The 24,220-nt window shown below is 72.5% G+C and carries 20 protein-coding genes; 4 read left to right on the top strand and 16 right to left on the bottom strand.

Annotated features, from left to right (window positions below; translation table 11 throughout):
* Positions 1-107 precede the first annotated feature (107 nt).
* The 7 genes from ACT3UF_RS08505 to ACT3UF_RS08475 form a co-directional block, all read right to left on the bottom strand.
* The gene (locus ACT3UF_RS08505) at positions 108-1,631 is read right to left on the bottom strand and encodes a sugar transferase (RefSeq protein ID WP_319021458.1); all 1,524 of its coding nucleotides are present in this window, start codon (positions 1,629-1,631) and stop codon (positions 108-110) included.
* Positions 1,632-1,953: 322 nt separating this feature from the next.
* Entirely contained in the window at positions 1,954-3,030 is a 1,077-nt protein-coding gene (locus ACT3UF_RS08500) for a transglycosylase family protein (RefSeq protein WP_193115769.1), read from the bottom strand.
* 184 nt (positions 3,031-3,214) lie between these two features.
* The gene (locus ACT3UF_RS08495) at positions 3,215-4,006 is read right to left on the bottom strand and encodes an ABC transporter ATP-binding protein (RefSeq protein ID WP_441446241.1); all 792 of its coding nucleotides are present in this window, start codon (positions 4,004-4,006) and stop codon (positions 3,215-3,217) included.
* Positions 4,007-4,010: 4 nt separating this feature from the next.
* Positions 4,011-5,957: an SIP domain-containing protein gene (locus tag ACT3UF_RS08490; RefSeq protein ID WP_319021459.1), complete on the bottom strand. Its 1,947-nt coding sequence runs from the start codon at positions 5,955-5,957 to the stop codon at positions 4,011-4,013.
* Positions 5,958-6,031: 74 nt separating this feature from the next.
* Entirely contained in the window at positions 6,032-7,105 is a 1,074-nt protein-coding gene (locus tag ACT3UF_RS08485) for a FecCD family ABC transporter permease (RefSeq protein WP_319021460.1), read from the bottom strand.
* The gene (locus tag ACT3UF_RS08480; RefSeq protein WP_193115771.1) at positions 7,102-8,181 is read right to left on the bottom strand and encodes a FecCD family ABC transporter permease; all 1,080 of its coding nucleotides are present in this window, start codon (positions 8,179-8,181) and stop codon (positions 7,102-7,104) included. The genes ACT3UF_RS08485 and ACT3UF_RS08480 overlap by 4 nt, the downstream gene beginning before the upstream one ends.
* Positions 8,178-9,248: an ABC transporter substrate-binding protein gene (locus tag ACT3UF_RS08475; protein ID WP_441446239.1), complete on the bottom strand. Its 1,071-nt coding sequence runs from the start codon at positions 9,246-9,248 to the stop codon at positions 8,178-8,180. The genes ACT3UF_RS08480 and ACT3UF_RS08475 overlap by 4 nt, the downstream gene beginning before the upstream one ends.
* Positions 9,249-9,532: 284 nt before the next feature.
* Here ACT3UF_RS08475 and ACT3UF_RS08470 point away from each other — a divergent pair, with 284 nt between their 5' ends.
* Genes ACT3UF_RS08470 through ACT3UF_RS08455 form a run of 4 tightly spaced genes read left to right on the top strand, consistent with a single transcriptional unit; the run spans position 9,533 to position 13,332 of the window.
* Complete coding sequence (locus tag ACT3UF_RS08470; protein ID WP_441446238.1) at positions 9,533-10,636, top strand: helix-turn-helix domain-containing protein; 1,104 nt, start codon at positions 9,533-9,535, stop codon at positions 10,634-10,636.
* On the top strand, positions 10,633-11,925 hold the full coding sequence (locus ACT3UF_RS08465) for an alpha/beta hydrolase-fold protein (protein WP_193115774.1): 1,293 nt from the start codon (positions 10,633-10,635) through the stop codon (positions 11,923-11,925). The genes ACT3UF_RS08470 and ACT3UF_RS08465 overlap by 4 nt, the downstream gene beginning before the upstream one ends.
* Before the next feature lie 31 nt (positions 11,926-11,956).
* The gene (locus ACT3UF_RS08460) at positions 11,957-12,409 is read left to right on the top strand and encodes a hypothetical protein (RefSeq protein ID WP_193115775.1); all 453 of its coding nucleotides are present in this window, start codon (positions 11,957-11,959) and stop codon (positions 12,407-12,409) included.
* Positions 12,406-13,332 carry a hypothetical protein gene (locus tag ACT3UF_RS08455; protein WP_444608258.1) on the top strand — a complete coding sequence of 309 codons (927 nt, stop codon included), beginning with the start codon at positions 12,406-12,408 and terminating at the stop codon, positions 13,330-13,332. The genes ACT3UF_RS08460 and ACT3UF_RS08455 overlap by 4 nt, the downstream gene beginning before the upstream one ends.
* Before the next feature lie 15 nt (positions 13,333-13,347).
* Here ACT3UF_RS08455 and ACT3UF_RS08450 read toward each other — a convergent pair whose 3' ends face one another.
* The 9 genes from ACT3UF_RS08450 to ACT3UF_RS08410 all read right to left on the bottom strand — a co-directional run bounded on the left by ACT3UF_RS08450 (position 13,348) and on the right by ACT3UF_RS08410 (position 24,193).
* Entirely contained in the window at positions 13,348-14,667 is a 1,320-nt protein-coding gene (locus ACT3UF_RS08450; protein ID WP_193115777.1) for a hypothetical protein, read from the bottom strand.
* Positions 14,668-14,797: 130 nt separating this feature from the next.
* A complete protein-coding gene (locus ACT3UF_RS08445) occupies positions 14,798-15,184 on the bottom strand; it encodes a hypothetical protein (RefSeq protein WP_193115778.1) in 387 nt (128 codons plus the stop codon).
* Entirely contained in the window at positions 15,120-16,151 is a 1,032-nt protein-coding gene (locus ACT3UF_RS08440; protein ID WP_193115779.1) for a hypothetical protein, read from the bottom strand. The genes ACT3UF_RS08445 and ACT3UF_RS08440 overlap by 65 nt, the downstream gene beginning before the upstream one ends.
* A 130-nt stretch (positions 16,152-16,281) precedes the next feature.
* Positions 16,282-17,580, bottom strand: a complete 1,299-nt coding sequence (locus ACT3UF_RS08435) for a hypothetical protein (RefSeq protein ID WP_193115780.1) — start codon at positions 17,578-17,580, stop codon at positions 16,282-16,284.
* A 40-nt stretch (positions 17,581-17,620) separates the two neighbouring features.
* Complete coding sequence (locus ACT3UF_RS08430; RefSeq protein WP_441445929.1) at positions 17,621-19,051, bottom strand: MFS transporter; 1,431 nt, start codon at positions 19,049-19,051, stop codon at positions 17,621-17,623.
* 89 nt (positions 19,052-19,140) lie between these two features.
* Positions 19,141-20,442: a M48 family metallopeptidase gene (locus ACT3UF_RS08425; RefSeq protein ID WP_441445928.1), complete on the bottom strand. Its 1,302-nt coding sequence runs from the start codon at positions 20,440-20,442 to the stop codon at positions 19,141-19,143.
* Positions 20,443-20,671: 229 nt separating this feature from the next.
* Complete coding sequence (locus ACT3UF_RS08420; RefSeq protein ID WP_441445927.1) at positions 20,672-21,709, bottom strand: hypothetical protein; 1,038 nt, start codon at positions 21,707-21,709, stop codon at positions 20,672-20,674.
* Positions 21,710-21,966: 257 nt separating this feature from the next.
* Complete coding sequence (locus ACT3UF_RS08415; protein WP_441445926.1) at positions 21,967-22,620, bottom strand: hypothetical protein; 654 nt, start codon at positions 22,618-22,620, stop codon at positions 21,967-21,969.
* A 139-nt stretch (positions 22,621-22,759) separates the two neighbouring features.
* Complete coding sequence (locus ACT3UF_RS08410; RefSeq protein WP_441445925.1) at positions 22,760-24,193, bottom strand: aldehyde dehydrogenase family protein; 1,434 nt, start codon at positions 24,191-24,193, stop codon at positions 22,760-22,762.
* Between the last annotated feature and the right edge of the window lie 27 nt (positions 24,194-24,220).

Raw genomic sequence — 24,220 nt, 5'->3', positions numbered from 1 at the left:
CCCACTCCCCCCGGCCCAGCCCTGCTCAGGACAGCGGAACGCCCCCGCATGAGGGCTCAGCACTTCCCTCACGCGAGGGCGTCACCCCGCCCCGGGGAAAGCGTCGCTCAGTACGCCCCTCGGGAGGCCAGCACGGCGCGCGCAGTGCGCACCAGGATCAGGAGGTCCTGCATGAAGGACCAGTTGTCGACGTAGAACAGATCCAGTCGAACGGTGTCATCCCAGGAGAGGTCGCTGCGACCGGAGACCTGCCAGAGCCCGGTGATCCCGGGCCGCACGGCCAGGCGCCGGTGCGCGTCCCCGTCATACCCGCTGACCTCCTGGGGCAGGGCGGGCCGCGGGCCGACCAAGCTCATGTCACCCCGCAGCACGTTCCACAGCTGGGGCAGCTCGTCGAGGGAATAGCGGCGCAGCAGCTTGCCCACCCGGGTGATGCGGGGGTCATCGGACATCTTGAACAGCACGTCGTTGCCGCGGTCGCGCGCGAGCTGCTCGAGCTCGGCCCGGCGGGCCTCCGCATCGACCACCATGGAGCGGAACTTCAGGAACTCGAAGGGTTCGCCGGTGCGGCCCACGCGCTGCTGACGGAAGATGACCGCGCCGCCATCGCCGAGGTGCACGAAGAGTGCCACGATGAGGAGCACCGGCGCCAGGATCAGCAGCAGCAGAGCGCTCGCGGCGATGTCGAACAGCCGCTTGCTCCAGCGCAGCGCCTTGCGGGCGCGCGGCAGGTCCATGTGCACCAGCGGGAGTCCGGCCACAGGCCGCATCCGGATCCGGTCGCCCGAGATCTCGCTGATGCCCGGGACCACGATGACTCCGACCTCGATCCCTTCGAGCTCCCAGGCGACGCGACGGAACTCCTCGGCGCTCGCCGACGAGCCGGCGGTGAACAGCACGACGTCAGGCTGCTGCGCGCGCACCAGATCCAGCAGCTGGGACTCGTCGCCGAGGATCGGCACGCCGGCGCCCTCGCCGCGGCGCGCATCGCTGATCGGGGTGATGGCACCGACCACGTCGTAGCCCAGCCAGACCTCTCGGGTCAGGGTGCGCACGATGCCGCGCACATGCCCGGTGGAGCCGACCACGAGCACCTGCGAGCGCAGGTGCCCCCGGGCGCGGGCAACGTTCACGCAGCGCCGGGCCAACACCCGTACCAGCAGCAGGAGCAGGGGACCCACCAGGAACAGGGCGACGAAGTAGGGGCGGGAGAGCGGGATATCCGCAAGGAAGAGCACCGCACCGGTGAGCCCCACCGCTCCGAGGCTTCCCACCAGCACGTTGCGGTAGATCTCGGGTCCAGCGGACACCAGTCGGGGGTTCGACGCGCCGGAGATCAGAATGGCGAGCATCCAGGCGGTGGCGATCACCACCGATGTGCGCACCACGTAACCGGAGAGGTTCGGAGCGGAATCCAGGAACGCGAGGTTCTGCCGGATCAGGACCGCGATCACGCAGGCCACCGCGAGCGCCAGGAGGTCCGCCGCGACGATCATGGAGACGACCAGGCGGTCATCGCTGCGGTCCTTGCGGCGAGGACGCGCGGACCAGGTGGAGGCTCGCAGCGGAGATCGACCGCCGAGCAGAGGGACCGAGGGTCCAGCAGCTTTGACTGTCTGCGGTAATGCCACGTGCACCTCTCAGCGATCGGAGCCGGGATGGAGCGGTCAGGCCCAGCACCGGGAGCGGGTCCGTCCGCACCATCGCGACCCACACCCATCTGATGTCCGTTTTGCCCTGCTTGTCCGGCTTGTCTGAAATGCGACTATACCTCTCCTCGTGGAGGAATGGGAGATGCACTGCACTCTGCGCCGCGAGGAGACCCCTCGGAACGAGGGGTTACGGCCACAGGGACGTCCTGGAAAGAGACAGCACGACGCAGCGCGCCAACCCCGAAGGGTCGGCGCGCTGCGTCAGGTGTCGGAGCTGAGCGGGGCTCCCGCCTGCGGCGGCTCAGCCGTTGAGGTGCTCCTGCAGCGCCTTCACGGTGGAGTAGCTGGTGCGGAAGTCCCACACGCCGTTGCTGCCGTGGCCGATCGCGGCACGGAGCTTCGCCGTCGTCTCGGCGCCGATCTTCCCGTCGGCGGTGGCACCGATCTTGGACTGCAGGGCCTTGATGTCGGCGGTCGAGAGCGAGCCGTCCTGGCTCACGCCCACCCAGGCCTCGAGCGCACGGGTGGTGGCCGGACCGAACTTCCCGTCCACGACGAGTGCGCCGCTGCTCGGCGCCGAGGGAGCCGGGGCGGTCGGTGCCGAGGGCGCGGGGGCGCTCGCGGCCGGAGCTCCGCTGTTGAGGAAGGACTGGAGCGCCTTCACGGTCGCGTAGTTCGAGCGGAAGTCCCAGGCGCCGTTGCCGCTCAGGCCCATCGCCGCACGGAGCTTGGTGGTGGTCTCGGCGCCGATCTTCCCGTCGGCGGTGGCACCGACCTTGGACTGCAGCGCCTTGATGTCGGCGGTCGAGAGCGAGCCGTCCTGGCTCACGCCCACCCAGGCCTCGAGCGAGCGGGTGGTCGCCGCCCCGAACTTGCCGTCGACCGCGAGTGCGCCGGGGCTGGTGCGCACGTCGTCGCGGGAGGCCGAGTCCTCGCGGCCGCCGGGCTGGGCGTTCGCATCCGCGCCACCGTTGGACCTGGTGAGACCTGCCCGCTTGCCGCAGGTGGGCCACGCTCCGGGGCCCTGCTCATGCAGGGTGCGCTGGGCGATGGCGATCTGCTCGGACTTCGTGGCCTGGTTCGCCTGGCTCGCGAACTCGTGGCCGCCGAAGGCCTTCCAGGTGGAAGGGGAGAACTGGAGCCCTCCGTAGTAGCCGTTGCCCGTGCTGATCGACCAGTTGCCGCCGGACTCGCACTGGGCGACCTTGTCCCAGACACCGGTATCGGCGGTGGCGACCCCGGCCCCGGAGATGCCCAGGCCGGCCGCGATCACGGCGCCGCCGGTCGCGGCCGCCATCTTCGGGGCCACGCGGAGGCCGTGGAAGTACACCGCGGAGCCGTCGGCACGATGGGTGGGGACACGGGCGGGTGCAGGCATTCGGGGGCTCCTGAGGACGGCCACGGGGGAAGGGGCGGGGAAGAGTGCGGCCGACGACGGGCGTCGACCCTCCCCCACCGTGCCCGTCCCACCAGCACTTCCGGTCAGTTCGATGCCAAGTCCGAGCCATTGCTTGGTGAAACTTTTACCGAGAATGGCACCTCGGAGAATGACACCCGGGGAATTATCGAGTACAAACCGTCGGGACCACCATGGGGGTGCCGGAGGCGGGATCGGGCACCACGAGGCAGTCCAGCGAGAAGACGTCCCGCAGCAGCGCGGGGGTGACCACGTCCTGCGGTGCCCCGGTGGTCACCACCTCGCCCTCGTGCATCACCACCAGGTCGGTCGCGTAGCGCGCGGCCTGGTTGAGGTCGTGGAGGACCACGACGAGGGTGCGCCCGTGCTCGTGGAAGCCCCGCAGCAGCTCGAGCAGCTCGTACTGGTGGGCGATGTCGAGGAAGGTGGTCGGCTCGTCCAGCAGCATCAGCTCGGTCTCCTGTGCGAGCAGCATCGCCACCCAGACCCGCTGCCGCTGGCCACCGGAGAGCTCGTCCACGAGGCGGTCGGCGAGCTCGACGGTGCGGGTGGCGGCCAGGGCGCGCTCGACGGCGGCGTCGTCCTCGTCAGTCCAGCGGCGCACCAGGCTGCGATGCGGGAACCGACCCCGCGAGACGAGGTCGACGACGGTGATCCCGTCGGGGGCGAGCGCGGTCTGGGGCAGCAGACCCAGCCGGCGGGCGACGTCCCGGGCGCGCAGGCGGTGCAGATCCTTCCCGTCCAGCACGATGCGGCCCGCCGACGGGGTCAGCACCCGCGCGAGCGACCGCAGCAGCGTCGACTTGCCGCAGGCGTTGGGGCCGAGGATCACGGTGAAGGAGCCGGGCCGGATCTGCAGGTCGAGGTCGCGTGAGATCGCCCGCTCGCCGTAACCGAGGGTCACCTGCTCGACGCCGAGCACCGGGCGTTGCCCCACGGGTTCAGGCGAGGACGCGGACATCGAACCCCCATCCCACGCTCGAGGCCGAGACGACCTCGAGACCGGCCCGGCGCACCAGCTCGTCGCGCTCGGCGCGGGTGCGCAGCCCCGCTTCGCCCCGGGCGAACGCGAGCAGATCGTCCTCGCACTCGTGCTCGTCCAGCGCCTCGTCCTCGAGCGCCTCGCCCACCAGCACCACGCGCCCGCCGCCGCAGGCCGCCCTTGCGGCGCGCAGCACCGCGATCGCGGCATCGTCCGGATAGCGGTCCAGCAGGTCCACCAGGAGATGAGCGTCCGCCGGGCTCGGCGACGGGGCGAACAGCCCCTGCTCCTCGACGGTGACGGCGGCGCCGGCGAGCCGTTCGCGCATCGCCTCGGCGTCCGTCGGATCCACCAGCACCGACAGCTCTGCCGCAGGTCGCGCACGGCGCAGGGCAAGGGCGATCTCGTCGGCCCCACGCCCCGAGATCCGCAGCGCGGACCAGTCGGCGAGCGCCTCCGCCTCCGCGAGCGGGCCGGCCAGGAAGACGGCACGGTCGGCCTCCGCCCGCAGCCGGTCCTGCCGCCGCTGGTGCCGGGTCGACGCCTCGACGATGCCGAGCCCCTCCAGCACCTGCTCGACGTCGGCGCCGACTCCGGTGCGCACGGCACGCAGCAGGCCGAGGATCGCGAGCTGCTCGAGCCCGTGGGGGCCGTCCAGCCGCAGGCGGTCCTCGTACCATTCGTCGCTCATCTCGAGCCCGCGGGCGGTGAAGACCCAGCACCAGGTGCCGGATGCCTCCCTGTCACGCCTGTCACGCTGCACGATCCCGATGGCCTCGAGATAGCGCAGCAGATGCGACAGACCGCTCTCGGAGCAGCCGCTGCGTGCGGCGAGCTCGGCGGTGGTCGCCGGGCCGTCGGCGAGGTGGGAGCCGAGGCCGATCGTGGCGGCGATCCGCAGCGCCATCGGGCCCACCAGCTCGGCGGCGTGGAGCAGATCCTCGTCCTCCTGGGGCTCGGCCCCGGGGGCCGACTCCTCCGGACCGGTCGCGGCCGCCGCAGCCGTCGCGACCTTCTCGATGGAGCCGTCGCCCGACGGCTCGGCACCCCCGGGGAGGGCTCCGCCGGTGGCCTCCGCGGGGCCCGAGGAGTCCGCGGCGGCGGGCCGGCGCCAGTACCCGGTGACGTCGAGCTGCTCGGGGTCGAGCTGCTTCTCACGGCGCAGCCAGCGGCGGAGCGGGGCGAGGGTCAGAGCCTCCCCCGCCGCCCAGGCGAACACCGTGCCCGGCCACCAGGGGGCGGCGCGGACGGCGTCGAACAGGAGGCTGGTGGACCCCGCCGGGGCGCCCTCGCGCACCAGCCAGGTGAGCTCCACCCCCTCCGGCACCGTCAGCTCCTGACGGTGCGAGTCCTCCCCCACCTCGACGAACACCTGCGCCCGTGCCCCCTCGGGGAACTCCTCGAGCCAGCGGCCGATCGCCGGCAGCGCGGTCTCGTCGCCCACGATCAGCGACCAGTCCGCCCCGCGGGGATGGGTGCCGGACATCTTCGGGCCGGCGATCTGCACGCTGTCCCCGACCTGCACCGTGCGCGCCCAGGCCGCTGCGGGCCCGTCCCCGTGCAGCACCAGGTCCACGTCCAGCTCCTGAGCGCCCTGGTCCCAGCGCCGAGCGGTGTAGGTGCGGGAGATCAGGTGAGGGTGGCGCGGCCAGTCGAGCACGCCGTCGAGCTGCGCGGGCACCAGGGCGACGGGCTCCTCGGGATGGCGCAGGAACAGCTTGAACTCGTCGTCGAAGCCGTCGGAGCGGAAGGCCTGCACGCGGTGGCCGGAGGGGGCGGTGTGCGCCGCCAGGCCGGGGCCGCCCAGGGTGACGCGGCGCATCGCCGGGGTCACGTCGACGGCGGCGCGCACCACCAGCTCGCGGGTGGTGATGGGGTAGAAGGTCCAGTCTCGCAGGGAGCGCACAGGGGTTCCTCTCGAACGGGGCGGGGTCAGGGATCGGCAGGGGCAGGGCGGGAAGGGAGGCGCAGGGGCGGGGGTCAGGGGCGCCGTCGGCGCCTCTCGCGCAGGATCAGATGGAGCAGGTAGCAGCCGCCGACCACGACGGTCACCAGGCCCACGGGCACCGGCTGGGGCAGGGCGTGCTGGCCCACCAGGTCGGCGGCGCCCAGCAGCACCGCGCCCAGCAGGGCGGTGGGCACGAGCGGGGCATCGCCCTGTCCCGCGAGGCGCCGGACGATCTGGGGCGCCACCAGGGACACGAAGGCGATCGGCCCGCAGGCCGCAGTGACCACGGCGGTCAGCGCCACGCCCGCGACCACGGCGACGGCCCAGACGCGCCGCCTCACCACCCCGTGAGCGAGGGCGACATCGTCGCCCAGCTCGAGCTCCCGCAGGGCCGGGGCGACGGTCGCGACGAGGGCGAGCAGCAGGCCGATGGCGAGCGTGCCCCACCGCAGCATGGTCGTGTCGACGCTCGCGAGGGACCCGGCTCCCCAGATCGCGGCGCCGAGGGCGATCTCGCGCCGCGCGACCAGCAGCAGATAGGAGTTCAGCGCGCCGAGCATGGAGGAGACCGCGATGCCGACGATGATCAGGCGGAAGCCCTGCATCCCGCGGCGGTGGGCGAGCACATAGATCACCAGCGCCGTGGCGATGCCGCCGGTGATCGCCCCGGCCGCGACCTGCAGGTAGCCACCGCCGAGCACGAGCAGCACCAGCAGCGCCCCGGTGTACGAGCCGGTGGAGAAGCCGATGATGTCGGGGCTGGCCAGGGGATTGCGGGTGAGGGACTGGAACACGGCGCCGGAGACGGCGAGCGCGGCGCCGAACACGAGGGCGGCGAGGGCTCGCGGGAGGCGCCAGTCCCGGACGATGACCGTGGTGATCTCGTCGCCCCGCCCGGCGAGCGCAGCGAACACCTGCTGCCCGGAGAGGCGGTAGTCCCCGAGCATCAGGGCGAGCAGGCTCACCACGGCCCCCGTCAGCAGCAGCACGGCGGACAGGCGCAGCGCCCGGCGCTCGAGGCGGAGCCGCACCGGGCCCAGGGCGAGGTGGAGGAAGCGGTCCCGGTGCGCCGAGAGCACGGCCGGGCGGCGGTCGAGGTCGGTCACAGCCCGCTCAGCCTCCTGCGCGCGCGCACCAGCACGATCAGCACCGGGGCGCCGACGAAGGCGGTGACCACCCCGGCGGGCATCTCCGCGGGCGCCACCAGGACACGTCCGAGCACGTCCGCGGCCAGCAGCAGCACGGCACCGCCGAGGGCGCTCAGCGGCAGCAGCCGCACCTGGTCCGGGCCCACGCACCAGCGGATCACGTGCGGCACCATCAGCCCCACGAAGCCGATCGGGCCGCAGATCGCCACCGCGCTCCCGGCCAGCAGGGTGATCGCCGCGATCACCGCGACGCGCACGGCGCGCACGGGCACGCCGTGGGCGATGGCCACCTCGTCCCCGAGCGCGAGGGCGTTCAGCGAGCCGGCGCAGGCCAGGGCCAGCAGCCCTCCGAGGCCGAGATACGGGAGCATCGGCAGCAGGTGGGCGGTGCCGCGGTTCTCGAGGGTGCCCACCGTCCAGGAGCGCATGGCGTCGAAGGTGTCGGGATCGGCGAGGGTCACCATCCCGGTGATGCCGCTGAGCACGGCGCCGAGGGCGAGGCCCGCCAGCACCAGGCGCAGCGGGTCGGGGCCGGAGCGGCCGGTCGCGCCGATGAGGTGCACCGCGACGGTGGTGAGCAGCGCGCCGGCGAAGGCGAACCAGGCATAGCCGCTGATGCCCACCACGCCCGTGAGGGCGATGCCGAGGGTGACGGAGAAGGCGGCGCCCGCGTCGACCCCGAGGATGCCGGTGTCGGCGAGAGGGTTGCGGGTCAGGGCCTGCACGAGCGCCCCCGCGACACCGAGGGCGGCGCCGACGGCGAGGGCGGTCAGGCTGCGCGGCACCCGCATGGACAGCACGATGTAGCGCTCGTCGGGATCCACGACGAGTTCCACCCCCAGCTCAGCGCGCAGCACGTCCAGGACGGCCACCTCCCGCGCCCCGACCGCGATCGAGCAGGCCACAGCCAGCAGCAGCAGGACGACCAGCGCCGCTGCGGTGAGGCCGACGGCCCGCCGACCGCGGCGGCGGGCCGGCCGAGCTGGGGCACCGCGGTGCGGCCGTCCCGGCGCCGCCGTGGTCGCCGTGCTCACCCGAGGACCGGCGCGACGGCCTCGGAGAACTTCGCGACCGTCCAGGGGGTCGAGAGCGCATTGGGGTAGTCGAAGCCCCAGGCGATGGGGAGGGTGCCGTCCTCGTCGGGCTCGATGATCGCGACCCGTCCCTCCTGCACGGCCGGCAGGGACTGGTACAGCTGGTTGGCCTCGAGCCACGCCTGTGCCTCCTCGGGCGTGCCGTGGCCTCCATGCTGGGCGATCACCACGAGATCCGCCTCGATCATGTCCAGGTTCTCGAGGCTGACGTCGCCCTGGGCGGCGGCGAGGGCGTCGGCCTGCGGCTGCGGGGCGAAGCCCCAGGACGTGGCGACCTCCTCGACGACGGAGCCGGTGTAGTTCGAGACGGAGATGCCGGCCTGCTCGCCGCGGTTGAGCACGAAGGAGAGGGTGGTGCCCTGCCATTCGGGGTGGGCGGCAGCGGTGTCCACGGCGAGCTGCTCGGTCTCCTCGACGACGCGCTCGGCGGTCTGCGCGAGGTCGAGGGCGAGGCCGACCCGACGGATCACGTCCCGCCAGTCGTACTCCCAGGACTCCTGGTCCTCGTAGGACTCCATGGTCAGGACCGGGGCGATCTGCGCGAGCCGCTCGAAGTCCTGGTCGAGGCTGCCGTAGGTGGTCGCGACGATGAGATCGGGGGCGGCGGCGAGGAGCTGCTCGAGGGGCAGGCCGGCATCGGCCCAGATGTCGTACTCCTCGACCTCGTGGCCCTCCATCGCCTCGCGCTGCCACGGGGTCCAGATCTCATCGGTGATCACCGGGAAGGCGCCGAGGGCGAGCACGGCCTCGAGGTCCTGGATGCCGGAGACGACCGCGATCCGGGAGGGACGCTCCTCGAGGGTGGTGGTGCCGAAGGGGGAGACCAGCTCGAGCGGGTAGGTGGTGGCGCCCTCACCGGCGGGCACGCGCGAGGCGTCCGGGGCGGCGGCGTCCTCCGCGGCCGCGGCGTCTCCGTCGGCGCCGGTGCCGCAGGCGGCGGCGAGGCCGCCGAGTCCGGCGGCGCCGAGGGCGGTGAGGGCATGACGGCGGGTGAGGTGCAGGGGCACGATGGGTCCTTCGCTCGAGAGGGTGCGCTGGGCGGCGGTCGACGCGCAGCCCCTAGTAAGGTAAGCCTCAGCTACATCGGTGGGACCACACGGAGGAGGCCATCACGTATCCGATCGCGACACCGGACCGCGGCGGCGCAGCGGCGACCACCCTGCCGCGCACCGTGCGCCTCCGCCCGCGCGTGCACGCCGAGGCCGATCTGGTGCTGTGGTGCCGCACCGGGTGCGCGCGCGTCGGAGTGTCCGACGCAGTGCCCGGTGCAGAGGAGGCACGCCCTCTCGCGGTGCCTGCCGACAGCGCCCTGCTGCTCCGCGCGGGGCAGCGGCACACCGTCGAGGTCCCCGCCGGGACGCTCCTGCATCCCGTCTTCCTGCCGCCGCGCGGCGCGCCCGGGACCGGTTCGCCGACAGGGAGCCCGGTGGTCGAGGTGGACCGGGGCCTCGCGGCCGCGCTGCTGGCGCTCTCCGTGGCGGGCACGACGGATCTGCGCCCCGCGGAGTCCCGCCTGCGGGCACTCGGAGAGGCGGTCCGCTCGCGGATGGCCGGCGGGGCCTCGCACCGGATGCGCCCTCCTCCCACCTCGCACATCGAATGGGTCACCAACCGGGACGAGCACGTGCTGGTGATCGCCGCCTTCGGGCCGGCCACCGTGATGGTCCGCGATGTGGCCGGGGGCTGCGCCGCGGTGGACCTGGCCGAGCACATGGCGCTCGCGGTGCCGCCGGGGGTGCCGCACCGGATCCTCACCCGGGAGGCGGGTGTCGCTCTGCCCGTGTTCCATCACGGGACCGGGCTCTCCCTCGACGGGGCGGAGGGGCGCATCGAGCTCATGTACCTGCCGGCGCGGACGCGGCTGCGCGCGGAGCATCATGCGGTCGCCGGCTCTTCGGCGCTGCGACCTCCGGGCTTCGACGAGACCGCGCTGCCGCGAGCGCTGGCCGGCCTCGTGCAGCGCACCGGCGTGCTGCGCCTCGACGGCGGCGCCCCGGCACCGGTGGACCTGCTGCGCGAGCGGGTGATCCGGGACCCGGCCGGGAGCTGGTCGCCGGCGACCTGGGAGCGTCTGGAGGGCGGCGCGACCGCGCCCTGCCCCCACCGTCGCACGCTCGAGCGCGCCGTCCGGGAGGCGACCGGCACCGGGTTCGTGAGCTGGCGGAACCAGGTGCGGGCGGAGCAGGCGGAGGATCTGCTCGCCGCCGGGATGCCGGTGAAGACGGTGGCCCGACGCATGGGCTTCGCCCACGCCAGCGGCTTCTCCCGCGCCTTCCGCCAGGTCACGGGTGCCGCCCCGGAATCGGTGACCCGCAGGACCGTCCCCGGGGATCTCGCACCGCCCCTCCCCCCTCCCGTCCCGCCCTGGCGGGCCCAGACCAGGAGCCGCCCATGACCCCCGCGACCGAGGACCAGCTGTTCCCCGCCGAGCTGTGGGAGCCGCTGCCCCGTCCTCCCGGACGCGAGGAGCCGACGCCGATCCGTCGGCGCGACGACACCGCGCACGGCAGCGCGCACGGCAGCGCGCACGACGCCGCTGACGGGGCGGGTCCGCACCTGCTCCGGCGCGAGGGCGAGGGCGCCCTGGTGCGCATCCGCCACACCGCAGAGGCGGCGAGCGCGGTGGCGCTGCAGGCGAGCGGCTGGTGGCACCCTTCCCCGGCGGATGCCTGCGAGCTGCGGCCGCAGGGGAACGGCCGCTGGGAGGGCGTGTTCGAGGTCCCCGCGGACTGGCGTGCGAGCTATGGGTTCGCAGTGCACCGCGGGCCCGGCGAGCCGCCGTGGCGCAGCGCCGGCATGAAGGCACCCGGCGTGGAGGTGGTGCCCGACCCGGGGAACCCGCGCCGGCACCGGGCCGGACGCGGCGGGGCGGCGCGCTCGGTCATCGCGCTCCCCGACGATGCACCCTTCGCGCCGAGCGCCGCGGAGACGGAGGGTCCCGGCCCCCGGGTGCTCCCGCTCGCCTCCCCGAGCGACGGGCCGCGCACCCGGTGGTGGGCCTCGCGCCCGGGGGACGCGGGCTGCGAGGGCCTCGACCCCGAAGCTCCGCTGCCCCTGCTCATCCTCACCGACGGCGCGCAGCACGTGGAGCATCTGGACACGCCGACGCTGCTCGCCCGAGGCGTCGCCGCCGGGGTGCTGCCGCCGCTGGCTGCGGTGTTCGTGGACTCCGGACCACAGCGCGGCGAGGTGCTCGGGGTACCCGGCGGGCATGCCCGGTGGATCGCGGAGCAGCTGGTGCCCTCCCTGCGTGCGTACGGTCTCGGCACGGGCCGGGGACGCGCGCGCGTGCTCGTCACCGCCGATCCCGCACGCACGATCGTCACCGGCTCCAGCTTCGGCGGCCTCACCGCACTCTTCGCCGTGGCCCGCGCCCCGCAGCTGATCGGGGCGGTGATCGCGCAGTCGGTCTCGCTGTGGCGCTATCCCGCGGGCGCCCTGACCGCGCCGCTGCTGCGCGCAGCCGCGCGCAGCACGTCGGGACCGCTGCGGCTGCGGCTCCAGGTGGGCCGGTACGAGGGGGACATGCCCGCCCGCTCCCGAGCGCTGCACGAGGGACTCGTCACCGGCGCCGCGCAGCACGGCACCGCCCTGGACGTCACCCTGGACGCACACAGCGGCGGCCATGACTGGGCCTGGTGGCAGCCGACGATGCTCCATGAGGTCGCCGCGCTGCTGCGCTGAGCACGCCGGGCCTTCCCGATATCCTCGACACGTGCCGCCCCCCGTCCGCCTCGCCCCCGCCGCCATGGCCTGGCGGCTGCTGGCGGTGCTGCTGTGCGTGGGGGTGCTGACGGTGGGCGGGCTGACCCGCTCGAACGATCTGTTCCCCTTCGGGGTCCTGGACCAGTTCTCCTCCGGCACCGACCCCGACGGAGAGGTGGTCAACACCTGCCTGCAGGGCATCCGCGGCGACGGAGAGCCCTTCGACATCCGCTTCGGACCGCGGAGCGTGGGCATCGAGCGGGCCGACGTGGAGAACAATCTCCCGGCGATCGAGTCCGACCCGCAGCTGCTGGCCCCGCTGGCCGCCGAGTACGACCGGCGTCACCCCGAGCAGGAGCCGCTGGATGCGCTGGTGCTGTGCCAGCGGATCACGTCCCTGCAGGGCGGCACCGCCCATGGCGAGGAGGAGCTCGTCGAGGTGGTCCGTTGGAAGGCCCCATGAGCACCACCTCTGCTGCGGCCTCCCGACCCTCGGGGGGCACCCGGCCCCGGTTGCGGTCGATCCTGTTCCCGGCCCTGCCCCTGGCCCGGATCCGGGTGCTGCGGGTGATCCTCTACGCCTTCGTGGTGCTGGATGTGCTGACCTTCTCGCGCGATGTCCTCGCCCACGCGAACAACGCCGGGTTCTATACGCCGCTCGCGCTCGCGCGCCTGCTGCACCTGCCGCCCGTCACCGCGCCGCTGGCGTGGACCCTGCTGGTGCTGATCCTCGCCGGGTGCGCGGCGGCGATCGCGGGCTGGCGGCCACGGCTGTCCGGCACGGTGGTCGCGCTCGCGTTCTGGCTGTGGATGCTCTACAGCAACTCCTACGGCTACGTCGCCCACGACCACATGGCGCTGATGGTGGCGGTGGCGGTGCTGCCGACGGTCCGGGGTGCCTCCCGCACCGGCCCGGAGAGCGGCGGCGCGCTGCCCGCGGGGGGCGATCCGGCGAGCGGCGGCGCCAGCGAAGCCGCCGGCTGGGCGCTGCGCGCGATCCAGCTCGCGGTGATCGCCACCTACTTCTTCTCCGTGGTCCCCAAGATCCTGTACTCGGGCTCGCTCGCGAACTGGGGCAACAGCGCGATCCTCACCTGGGCCTCGATCCGCCGCGGCAGCGGACTCGCGCACTGGCTGGTGGAGTTCACGCCGTGGGTGTTCGTTCCCGCCCAGTGGGCCGGGCTCGCCCTGGAGGCGCTCTCCCCGGTGGTGCTGTTCCTGCGCGGGAAGGCCCTCTACCTCGCCGTCGCGCTCTACCTGGGCTTCCACCTGTCCACGCTGGCGCTGCTGGGGATCCACTTCCTGCCCACCGCGATCTGCTGGGCGGCGTTCCTGCCGCTGGAGCGGCTGCGATGGCCGGGACGCAGAGCACAGCACTCCCGCTGAGCCCTGGCCGCCCGGTCACTCTCCGTCCTGGCAGACCGCGACCGACTCCCCCTCGAGGGGCCACGTGACGGTCTCGCGACTCCCGTCGTCCACGTCGATGCAGGTGACGATGTTCAGGAGGAGGCCCTGGGACAGCGCGATGTGCAGCTCCCCCGAGGGATCGAGCACGACGATCCCGTCGATGACGAAGGGAACGATCTGCGACGTCCCCGCGCTGCCGTCGGCGCCCGGCGCGGAGGTGAACACCGCGTACCCGGTGTCGCTCGTGATGTTCCAGGACGCGCTGATCCAGCGATCGATCTGGTAGCTCGACGGAGAGGTGACCTGCCAGGTCCCCGGCACTGCGGAGGGCTCCTCGGCATCCATGACCCCAGCGCTCCCGACGGGTCCATCGGGGCGGTCGTCGGTGAAGGCGAAGAAGGGGCACTCCGGCGGGGCCGCCACCGTGGCGGCCGCGCATTTCTCGAGGGTCGCCTCGACCTGTGCGGTGACCTCCTCGAAGCCCTGCGTGGAGAGCTCATAGCCCAGCACCGCCCCGGCTCGGCGCAGCTGCTCCCTCTGCATCGGGATGGAGACCTTCTCGACGACCGGGAACAGGCGCTCGCTGCGTGCGGGCAGCCCCAGTTCGTAGCTGCCCGGCAGCAGGCGCAGGATCAGGAGCTGCTGGCCGTACATGCCCTCCCGGCTCGGCTGCCCCGACAGCGGGATCGGGACCGCGTTGATCAGCAGCTCCCGGACCCCCTCCGGCACGGTAACCACGAACTCCGTCGCCACCACCGGTACGAGCTCCCACGTCGCCGGGGCGAAGGAGCTGGTGGCCTGGGAGCGCACGGTGAAGCTGGCCTGCTCGACACTCGTCCCCGAGCTCAGCGACGCGGTGACCGTGGCCTGCCCACCGCCGGTCTCGACGGCATCGATCGTGTAGGAGGTGATCCTGTCGGTCGCGGCACGCAGCACCTCCTCCGTGAGGGCGATATCGCTCGTCTCCGCGGAGTCCGCGAGGTGCTCGCGCACGGTCGCGACATCGCCGGCCACGAGCGCATCGAGAAATGCCCTCACCGGATCCTCCGGCGAGGCACCACCGATCAGCAGCCGCGGCAGCACCAGCACGAGGACGAGCACCGCGCAGATCGCACCGGCGAGCGCGACTCCGCGGCGGCGCGTTCGCCTACCGGAGCCAGGATCGGCGGCGCTGACACGTCCTGTGCCACCGCCGGTCCCGGTGGCGGGAATCTCGCCGGTGCCAGGCCCGCGCAGCGCGGCCGGCTCCCCCTCGGGCCGGGTCCAGCCCAGCGGGAGGGTCCGCCCGGTGGGGGCAGATTTCGACTCTTTCACGGTGCTCCCGGCTCTGGCTGTCGGACGGCTCCGGCCGACAGCGGGATGGGCACTGCCGGCGAGCGGTCCTCGATCGCGCAGCAGAATGTCCCAGGATACTCGGCCCGTTCATCGAGGGTTCCCGGAGACTTCACCGGGGCAGAGGTCGGTTCCCGGCGTAGCTCCAGGCCGAGAGCTCATATCCGCCGTCCACTCGGCGGATGCTCGCGCCGAAGAGCGCGGAGGTGGCGTGGACCGAACCCGGCATCGGCTCCGACGGCGTCGCCGCGCCGCCGTCCGGGGCGACGGCCGGCACGGCCAGGGACGGCGCTGACGGAAGCAGTGAAGTGGACGGCGTGGACGGCGTGGCGGGCGGTGAGGACGATGGTGAGGAGGCCGGTGCTGCCCGGACCGTCGGCGGCGGCGCAGAGCGGTCGGCGGGCGTGCTGACGGTGAACTCCGCGACCAGGTGCTCACCGCGGAACTTGAAGCTGTCCCCCAGCATGTTCACATAGTCGATCTCGGGCTGCCGGGTCACGCTCCAGGAGCCGACCGTCCCCTCCGGCAGGTCCACCGCGATCGGGCATCCCGCCGGCCGCGGGGAGGTGCTCTCGGTGCACTGCGCGATCTCGCTGCGGATCACAGATCTCACGCGCCTCGGCGGGCAGGCTGAGCCCGTAGTCGATGTCGATCATGCCGGTCTGCCACTGGCCGAGGACGGGCGGCACATAGATCACGCGGGGACGGGAGGTCAGGGGCGGCTGCGGCGGGGGCAGCTCGATCGCGTAGCTGCCGGGCAGGACATGCAGGACCACGCCGATCCGGTTCGCGCCGCGCTCGCTGAACAGCACCTCGGGGATCTCGAACTGCTGGCCGTTCAGCAGGAGGGAATCGGTCCCGGTCAGCGGGCTGACGGTCAGGATCGGCAGGTGGATGGGCTCCAGCTCCCAGGTGACCGGGGAGAAGGGCCCCGCGCTGGTCGCGTGCAGAGCCAGCACGGTGCGGTGCTCCTCGCGGCGGTTGCGGAGGGTGGCGGTGACCTCGGCCGAGGTGCCGTGGAGGTCGACCCGGTCGATCACATAGCCGGCGATGCCGCCCGCGGTGGCCCGGTGGACCGCGGCGCTGATCGCGATATCGAGGGTCCCCTCCACCGGGCGCACGTGGCGGCGCACCGTCTCCATGTCACCGGAGATCACGGCGTCGAGGTACTCCCGTGTGACGTCGTCGGGGCCCTCAAGTCGCAGCAGCAGCCAGGGCAGGGCGATGGGGAGGAGCCCGATCACGGTGATCGTCGCGATCGTGGTGCGCAGCCGGGACCTCGTGCGGATCCTCCGGCGGCGCGGCACACTGCCCTGGTGGCGGAGCGAGATCTCCGCACCGAGCCGCTCATCGGCGCTCCCCGGGCGGGGCGGGGTGGTCTGTGAAGCGGCCGCATCGATGCTGCCGGCAACGGGCCATCCCGTACGGATGATCCGGCCGGGCGTCTGCTTCCGCTCCGGGATCACATCGCGCTCCGAGGCCAATCTCTCGCGTGGAGGAAGAGTACCGCGAAGGCCTCCCGAGCGCACCGGGCACATCGGATCAGTACGGGCGCATCGGGTCAGTGCGGGCCAAGCCGGGTCAGCTCGATGAGGCTCAACCGCAGGCGTCCCAGGAGCTGGAGGTGACCTCGGCATCGTCGATGACGACGACCCCGTCGAAGTGACCGGTCTCCTCGTCGACGCAGTAGGCGTAGCTGAACGAGGCCGTGCTGCGCAGGGCCACGGCGAGCTCTCCGTCACCGTCGATGGTGACCGTGCCATCGACCTCGAAGGGCACCGTGATCGCAGCCGCCGCCCCGGCCTCATCCTGCACACCCCGGTCGGTCGCTGGATCCTCGGCCGACAGATCATCCGGAGTGAACTGGGCCGTCCCCTCCCCGTGCACCATCCATAAGAAGGAGTCCCCCGGGTGCACCTCGACGCGGGGCGGGTCCGTGAGGGTCCAGGTGCCCTGCGAGGCGGTGTTCGTGGAGGGTCCTTCCGGACCATCGGGCTCCGAGGCTGCGGGCTCTGGCGCAGCGGGCTTCGAGGGATCGGGCACCGCGAACGGACAGCCCTCGGGCGCCGACGAGGTGTCGGTCGCGCACTCCTCGAGCGCCGCGTCGATCTGGTGCTGCACCTCCTGCAGCCCGTCCTCGGCGAGGGTGTGCTGCAGGCCGTGGACGGGCTTGCGCCAGGTCCGGAAGGCGGGTGGGGCCTCGAGGGCGATCGGCTCTGCCTCCAGCCAGCGCCGCGACTCGGGCAGGGAGATCTCGTAGGTCCCGGGCAGGAGCTGCACCGTGATCCGTGACTCGTACGGAACGCCGGTGAGGCCGAGCTCGGCGACTGGGAAGGAGACGCCGTTGATCCCGACCTCCTGTGCCCCGAACGGCACGTCGATCACGAACTCGGGAAGTGCCACCGGCGCCAGCTCCCAGGCCAGAGGCGAGAAGGGGCCGGCGTCGGTGGCGGTCAGGGTGAAGGTGACCTCGCTGCGGGCCGCTGGGGTGTGGAGCGAGGCGGTGACGGTCGCGGTGTCGGCCGCGACCTCGACCTGCTGGATCTCGAACGACTCGAGGCGGTCGCGGGCCTCGCCGAGGACCTGCGCGGTGAGTGCTGCGGCGCTGGCGTCCGGGGCATCCTCCGTCTGTGCAAGCACGGTCTCCAGGTCGCCGTCGACCACGGCCTGGAGGAATTCGCTGATCACCCGCTCCGGCCCTGCGGTGCTGCTGAGCAGCCGCGGCAGGCCGACGAACAGGGCGACCACCAGCGCGAGCACGCAGCCGATCGCGAGCAGCCGCCGTGTACGGCGGGACCGGACTCGGAGGGCGGAACCCGACGGGCCAGCCATCGCCGCCCCATCGCCCCAGCCGAGCGGCAGCGCACGCCCCACCGCACGCTTACGTCCTCGCACCCCCATGCAATCCTCCCCGCGGGCCGCTTCCGGCGGCCTGCTACAGCGCGCCCTTGCCCGCCTTCTCCCGGGCGCGGTCGGCGAAGCTCACACCCATCGCGGCCAGGGTGAGCGCCATGATAATCACCAGCGCGATGGTGAACGCCTCGAGCCAGGAAGTGCCGCCCAGGGTGAGGGAGAAGATGATCCCGGGGATCATCGCGGTGCCGATCGCGGCGCCGGTGCGCTGGCCCAGCTGCAGGATGCCACCGGCGACGCCGCCGAAGCGCGGGTCCACGGAGTTCAGGGTGAGGGTCTGGTTCGGGGAGATGGTCATCCCCTGGCTGAGGCCCATCAGCGTCAGCGGTGCGGCCAGCCACCAGAACGCGATCATTCCGTTCTCCACGAAGCCGGTCAGCAGCGCGGTGCCGGCCAGGCCCACGAAGGCGACGCCGAAGCCCACGATCACCATCCGCCGCCCGAAGGTGAGCACGTAGCGGCCGGAGATCTGTGAGCTGATCGCGGCGGCGATCGAGGAGGGCACGCCCATCAGGGAGGCCTCGAAGGCGGTGTGGCCCAGATGCATCTGCAGGTACAGCGGCACGATGATCCACACGCTGGTGGCACCCAGGAAGTACACCGAGACGATGAGGATGCCGTTGCGGAAAGCTCTGTTGGCGAAGATCGCGGTGTCCACCATCGGGCTGCGGCCGGCCTGCCGGTAGCGCCGCTCCCACACCCACCACAGGCCCAGCATCAGCAGGCCGGCCGGGAAGGACATCCACACCAGCACGTGCCCGCCGCGCTCGAGGAAGGGCAGCATGACCCCCAGGATCGCCAGGCACAGCAGCAGCGCACCGACGGGGTCGAGATCCGGGCGCCCCTTCCCCCGAGACTTGTCGTCGGGGATGTACCTGAAAGCGCCGATGATCGCGATCACGCCGATCGGGGCGTTCATCAGGAACATCCACCTCCAACCCCAGTTCGGCCCCAGCAGCTGGATCAATGCGCCGCCGACGACCGGGCCGATCGCGGTGGCCACCGCGACCGTCGTGGCCAGCAGCGCGAAGGCCCGCGCCCGGTCCTGGCCGCGGAAGTGCTGCTGGATGAGGGCGACGGTCTGCGGGTTCAGCAGTCCGGAGCCGATGCCCTGCAGGATGCGTGCGAGGTTGAGCATCTCGACGTTCGGCGCCATGCCCGACAGCAGCGAGCCGAGGGTGAAGATCCCGACGCCGATCACGAACATCCGTCGGCGCCCGGTGGCGTCGCCGGCCCTCCCGGCCGGGACCAGCAGCATGCCGAAGGCGAGCGCGTAGCCGGAGATCACCCATTGCAGGTCGCCGGTGTCCGCCTCCAGGCCCTCGCCGATGGCGGTGAGGCCCACGTTGATGACGCTCACGGCGATCAGGGCCATGAACAGTGGGGCGAGGAGGACGGCGAGCAGGGGTTTGCGACGCACCGGAGGAGTCAGCGCGCTGGAGTCGGGGATCACCCGTTCACTCTATGCACTCAGTGCACTTCTGAGGAGGGTGGGGTGACCGGCGGGACAGCGGCGTGAGCCGGCCGGCCGTGAGGCGTGGGTCAGGACTGCTGCGAGGCGCCGTCGTCGGGGCCGGAGTCGGTCGGCGGCCGCGGCGCCGACTCGGCGAAGGGGCTCGCCCCCGTGCCCTCGAGCAGGCCGCGGGCGTCGTCCCGATAGGGACCGGCCGGGATCCCGTAGCGGGTGCGCTCGCTGAGCAGGGGCGCGGCGGTCTGCACCGTCCGTAGGGAAGGACGGCCCGGGAAGGGGACGCCCGTGAACCGGCCGAACTGCTCGCCGAGGCCCGCGGGGCGGGTGCGATCGGCCTGGTCGAGCAGGGCGAGGGCATCGGCCGGGCTCGGGAAGCGGGAGGACCACACGTGGCCCGGGGGCAGGAGCGAGGTGAACAGCGCGCCCGATGGGCGGAACCACAGCGAGCCGGGCTTGCTGCGATCGCGCAGGGCGTGGGCGCGCCAGGTGGTGATCGGGTGGGAGGAGCCCCAGTTGACCCAGTGCACGAAGAAGCTCGGGTCGGTCGCGGCACGGTCGGCGAGCTCGTGGACGTTAACCTCGGTGCCCAGGTACTTCCCGCCCGAGAGCAGCCCCATCACACCGGCGGAGCCCTCGGGCGCGAAGCTGTAGCCGAAGTTGTCGGCGGTGTACTCCTGAGAGCGGGACAGGGCCGGGCCCAGGAGCGGGACCAGGGAGAGCAGGTTGGTGAACAGCAGGCGGAAGTAGGAGACGTGGCCGGCGGCCAGGTGGCCCACCTCATGGCCGATCACGAACTTCAGCGCGTCGCGGTCACGGCCCTGACCGCCGACCTCGAACAGGTCCGAGTGCACCACCACGAAGCGGCGGAACCCGTGGCCGGAGGCGAAGGCGTTGATCACGCCGTTGCCCATGGTCACGTAGGCGTCCGGGACGTTGCGCATCCCGAACTGGGCGGCGGCCTCGGCCACCATCCGGTAGCCCTCGGGGAACTGGGTGGGGCTCATCCGCACGGAGGTCGCGCGCAGCTGGGCGTACATGATCGCGCGCACCCACCAGATCAGAAACGGCAGCAGCGGCAGCAGGAACACCAGCTGAATCACCAGCGGGAGCATCGAGGCGTACTCCCACGCCTTGGAGACCGCGTCCTCGCCCTGCTCGGAGTACAGCCAGATCGTGCCGCCGATCGCGCCGCCCCAGGAGAGGTAGCCGAGCACCGTCGCGGCCACGCCCACCCACAGCAGCGGAAGCTCCCAGGGGTGGCGGATCCGGCGCTGGCCGCGGACGCCGTGGGTGGTGGCGCCGTTGACCAGGGACGGCTTCTGCGGGGCCGAGGGCGTCGGTGACACCTGCGCGGCGGTGGGCGGATAGGTCATGGGGTACTCCTCGAGCGGTTCTGCTCACGGGGAAGGGTCGGTCGACCCGTGCGGGCCATGGTCCGACGGTAGACCCGCTAGCCCCGCCGCGCATCACCGATCGCGCTGGTCAGGCCCGATCATGGACGGGGGGAGGAGAATCCGACGACCTTCGTCGCGGTGGGGTCGTCCGCGCGGCCGATGGGGGTCGACGAGCGACGCACAGTCGCCGACGCTCGGACCCCGGCGCTCAGTAGGTGATGGTGATCGAGCCCGCGATGCGCTGACCCTCCACATTGGCGCCGTTCGAGGCCAGGCCCATCGTGCCGCCGAGGACCGCAGGACTCAGGTAGCTTCCGCCGCCCCCACCGCCGGCCCCCTGGGAGGCCGCCCGTTCCGACAGCACGCGAGTCACTCGCAGCGACGAACTCCCTGCGCTGCCGCCGCCGCCGTAGCCACCGCCGCCCGATCCGGAGACATGCAGGCTCAGCGTCGTCGCGCTCTGCACTCCGTTCCCACCGGCGGCGTTGAATCCTGCGCCCCCGGAGTTCCCGACGACGAGGTTCCTGGCATTCTCCGTCGTCCCGCTGGCGACCGCCACCGTACCGGCGGGGCCACCGGTGCCGGCCGTGCCGTTGGTTCCTGCCCGTCCTCCACGAGCCAGGACGTTCGTGGTGGAGTCGTTGGCAGTCGCGGTCCCGTCGGATCCGCTGGCGAGTGCGTTGCCACCGCGGGCCTGCATCCCGGTGAACGCTCCGCTCGTGGCGGAGCCGCCGCCACCGCCACCACCGCCCGCAACGATCACCGGGGTGTTGCCGAGCAGGATCGCTGACGCCCCACCACCGGACCCGCCGCGGCTGCGATTGGTCGTCCCCGTGCTGGGGAAGGCCGGACTGTCCCCGCCCTTTCCGTATCCGCCACCGCCGACGATTGCGGTGGCGCTGGTCCGTTGGCGAGACCCCCCGGCCCCCACGATCAGGCGTAGCGGCTGTCCAGGTGTCACGGCGATCTCCCCGGAGACGCGTGCGCCTGCTCCGCCCTGGGACTGGTCGATGCCGCCACCGCCGGCACCTTCGACCTGCACCCGCACCCGGGTGACGCCGGTAGGGACGGTCCACGTCGTGTCGCTGGCCTGCGCGCTCGTAAGCGCCGGGCGGGGCGCGGTGTACGTCCGCTCGAAGGAGGCGGCGATCGCGGGGGCGGCTGTCGCCGCCAGCGCGACCGGGGCCGCCCAGGCGGCGCCCTTGAGGACGTGTCGGCGGGCGGGCGTGGATTCGGAGCCGGTCATGGGCGCCTTCCTGGTGACGGCGGCACCCTCGAAGGCGCGCCGGGCGATCACAGCCCACACCCCGGTCGGAGCACGGGAGGTCCTTATCGGTAGCCAAGCTACGCTCTTGATCGTCGGACACTCAAGGGCTCAGATGCACTGTGCGCACGATGTGTCCCATGCCACGGATCACTTTGCGCGGGTATGACGGGAATGCCCATATCCGCTGGTCAACTGCCACCGAAGGAGCGCGCCGGCCCACCGAGGGTCGCCGTCGATCAGGCCGTCTTGGCCACCCGAGGCGCCGTCACGGCGATGTCGTCGCCGTACCGCGCCGTGCCCGTGATGCCGCCTGAGTCCACGACCCAGCGATAGCGGAACTGGATCTGGGTCCGCTGCGCGACTCGCGCCGTGACGACGTCGCCGGTGCGCAGCGTCTGGTTCCCGGAGGTCGTTTTGAACGTGATGGTGTTGCCCAGCACGGCGGACGTCGCAGTGTCCAGCACGCTGGCGGTCAACTCCGCGTTCCGAGCGTTCGCGTGATAGAGACTCGAGTCGAAGGCGAAGGTGTACGTTCCCGGCCCCAGGCACACAGCAGGACTGAGGAGTGTCGTGGTGGTAGCGCTCGCTGTGCTCGGATCGTCCTGCAGGAACGCGGCGTTGGCGAGATTGTTGGCGTTGCTCGCAAACCTCACCTGCGGGGCGCCCGCACTCCTCGTCTGCGTCCAGTTCTCGATGACCGCGTTGTTCGTCCCGGGCTTGAAGACAAAGCTCGACTGGATCTGCGCTGCTGTCTGCGGCGCGCACTCGAACGACGCCGCGTAGGCGGGAGCGGCGATGCCAGCAGCGACTGCGGGGGCCGCCCATACGGCACCCCTCATCAGCGCCCGCCGGTTCGGGTATCGGGTGCTGGCAGGGGTCGTGGTGTCCACCGGGGCTCCTCGCGAATGACTCGCAAGTCCTTCATCACTCGCGAGTAAGTTTGGAGTCTCGAGGCTATCAACCTGTTGCTGGCTCACCACCATGGACGTTGCTCATGCGACATCTCGCGCGGAGCGCGCCGCAACGACCTCAGCGGAACAGCCACCCGAGCAGAGCGCGCTTCGCCCCGCGGTACGGCGGGGTGACCAGCCGGAGGGTGTCGGGGCGCAGCGGCTTCTTCACGACGGGCTTCGCATGCGTGAACACCTCGAAGCTCGCGCGGCCGTGGTACTTCCCCATGCCGGACTCCCCCACCCCGCCGAAGGGCATGGTCTGGGAGCCGAGGTGGGCGAGGGTGTGGCCGAGGGCGAGGGAGCCCGAGGAGGTCTCGGCGGCGAACCGCTCCTCGACTTCGGGGTGGGGGCTGAACACGTAGGCGGTCAGCGGCTTCTCGCCCCCGTTGATGCGGGTGATCGCCTCGTCGGGCCCATCCACGGCGAGCAGCGGGAGGACGGGGCCGAAGATCTCCTCCCCCATCATGGGATCGTCCCAGTCCACGCCGTCGAGGATCGTCGGCGGGAGGTAGCGGTTCGCGCGGTCGGCTCCTGCGGTGCCGCCGATGACGGCCTTGTCGTCGTCGATCAGGGCCAGCACGCGGTCGAAGTGCTTCTGGTTCACCATGCGTCCGTAGTCGCGGCTGCGCTGGGGAGTGCGCCCGTACATCGAGGCGACGGCGTCCTTCAGATGGGGCACGAGGGCGTCGAGGGTGGAGCGCTCGGCCATGAGGTAATCGGGGGCGACGCAGGTCTGGCCGGCGTTGGTGAACTTCCCCCACACGATGCGGCGGGCGGTGGTGGCGAGGTCAGTGGCCGCGTCGACGAACACCGGCGACTTCCCGCCGAGCTCGAGCACGGTGGGGGTGAGGTGCTCGGCGGCGGCGCGGGCGACGATCCGGCCGACGGCGCCGTTGCCTGTGTAGAAGATCAGGTCGTAGCGCTGTTCGAGCAGGAGCGTGGTCTCCTCGACCGCGCCCTCGACGACCCTCACCCAGGCCGGGTCGAGGTGGGTGCGCACGAGGTGCGCGAGCGCGGCGGAGGTGGCGGGGGCGACCTCGCTGGGCTTGAGGATCGCGGTGTTGCCACCCGCGATCGCGCCGATCAGCGGGGCGAGCGCGAGGTTCACGGGGTAGTTCCACGGGGAGATGATCAGCGTGGTCCCGAGAGGCTCGCGGCGGATCTGCCCGCTGGAGGGCGCGAGCAGCAGCCCTGGGCCGAAGCGCTCCGGTCGCAGCCAGGCGCGGAGGTTCTTCCGCAGGTGCGCGATCTCCTGGGTGACGACGCCCAGCTCGGTGATCAGCGATTCGGTGCGGGACTTGCCGAGGTCCAGCTCGAGGGCCTTCAGCAGGCGGGGACCCTCGGCGCGGAGCCCGGCGGCGAGGGCGTCGAGCTGCGCGATCCGCGCCTCGAGCGACCGGGTGGTGCCGGCGTCGAAGGAGTCCCGCAGCGCGGCGACGTCGGCGAGGATCTCGCCTCGCCGGACGGCGTCGAGGGCGGTGGGAGCGGCCTGGTGCGCGGCAGTCGACATGGCTCCAGGGTAGGGCCGACGGGTCGC

Source organism: Brachybacterium sp. AOP24-D1-21 (assembly GCF_052378665.1).
GTDB lineage: Bacteria > Actinomycetota > Actinomycetes > Actinomycetales > Dermabacteraceae > Brachybacterium.
The sequence above is the reverse complement of the archived record's forward strand: the minus strand, read 5'-3'. Positions and strand labels throughout refer to the sequence as shown.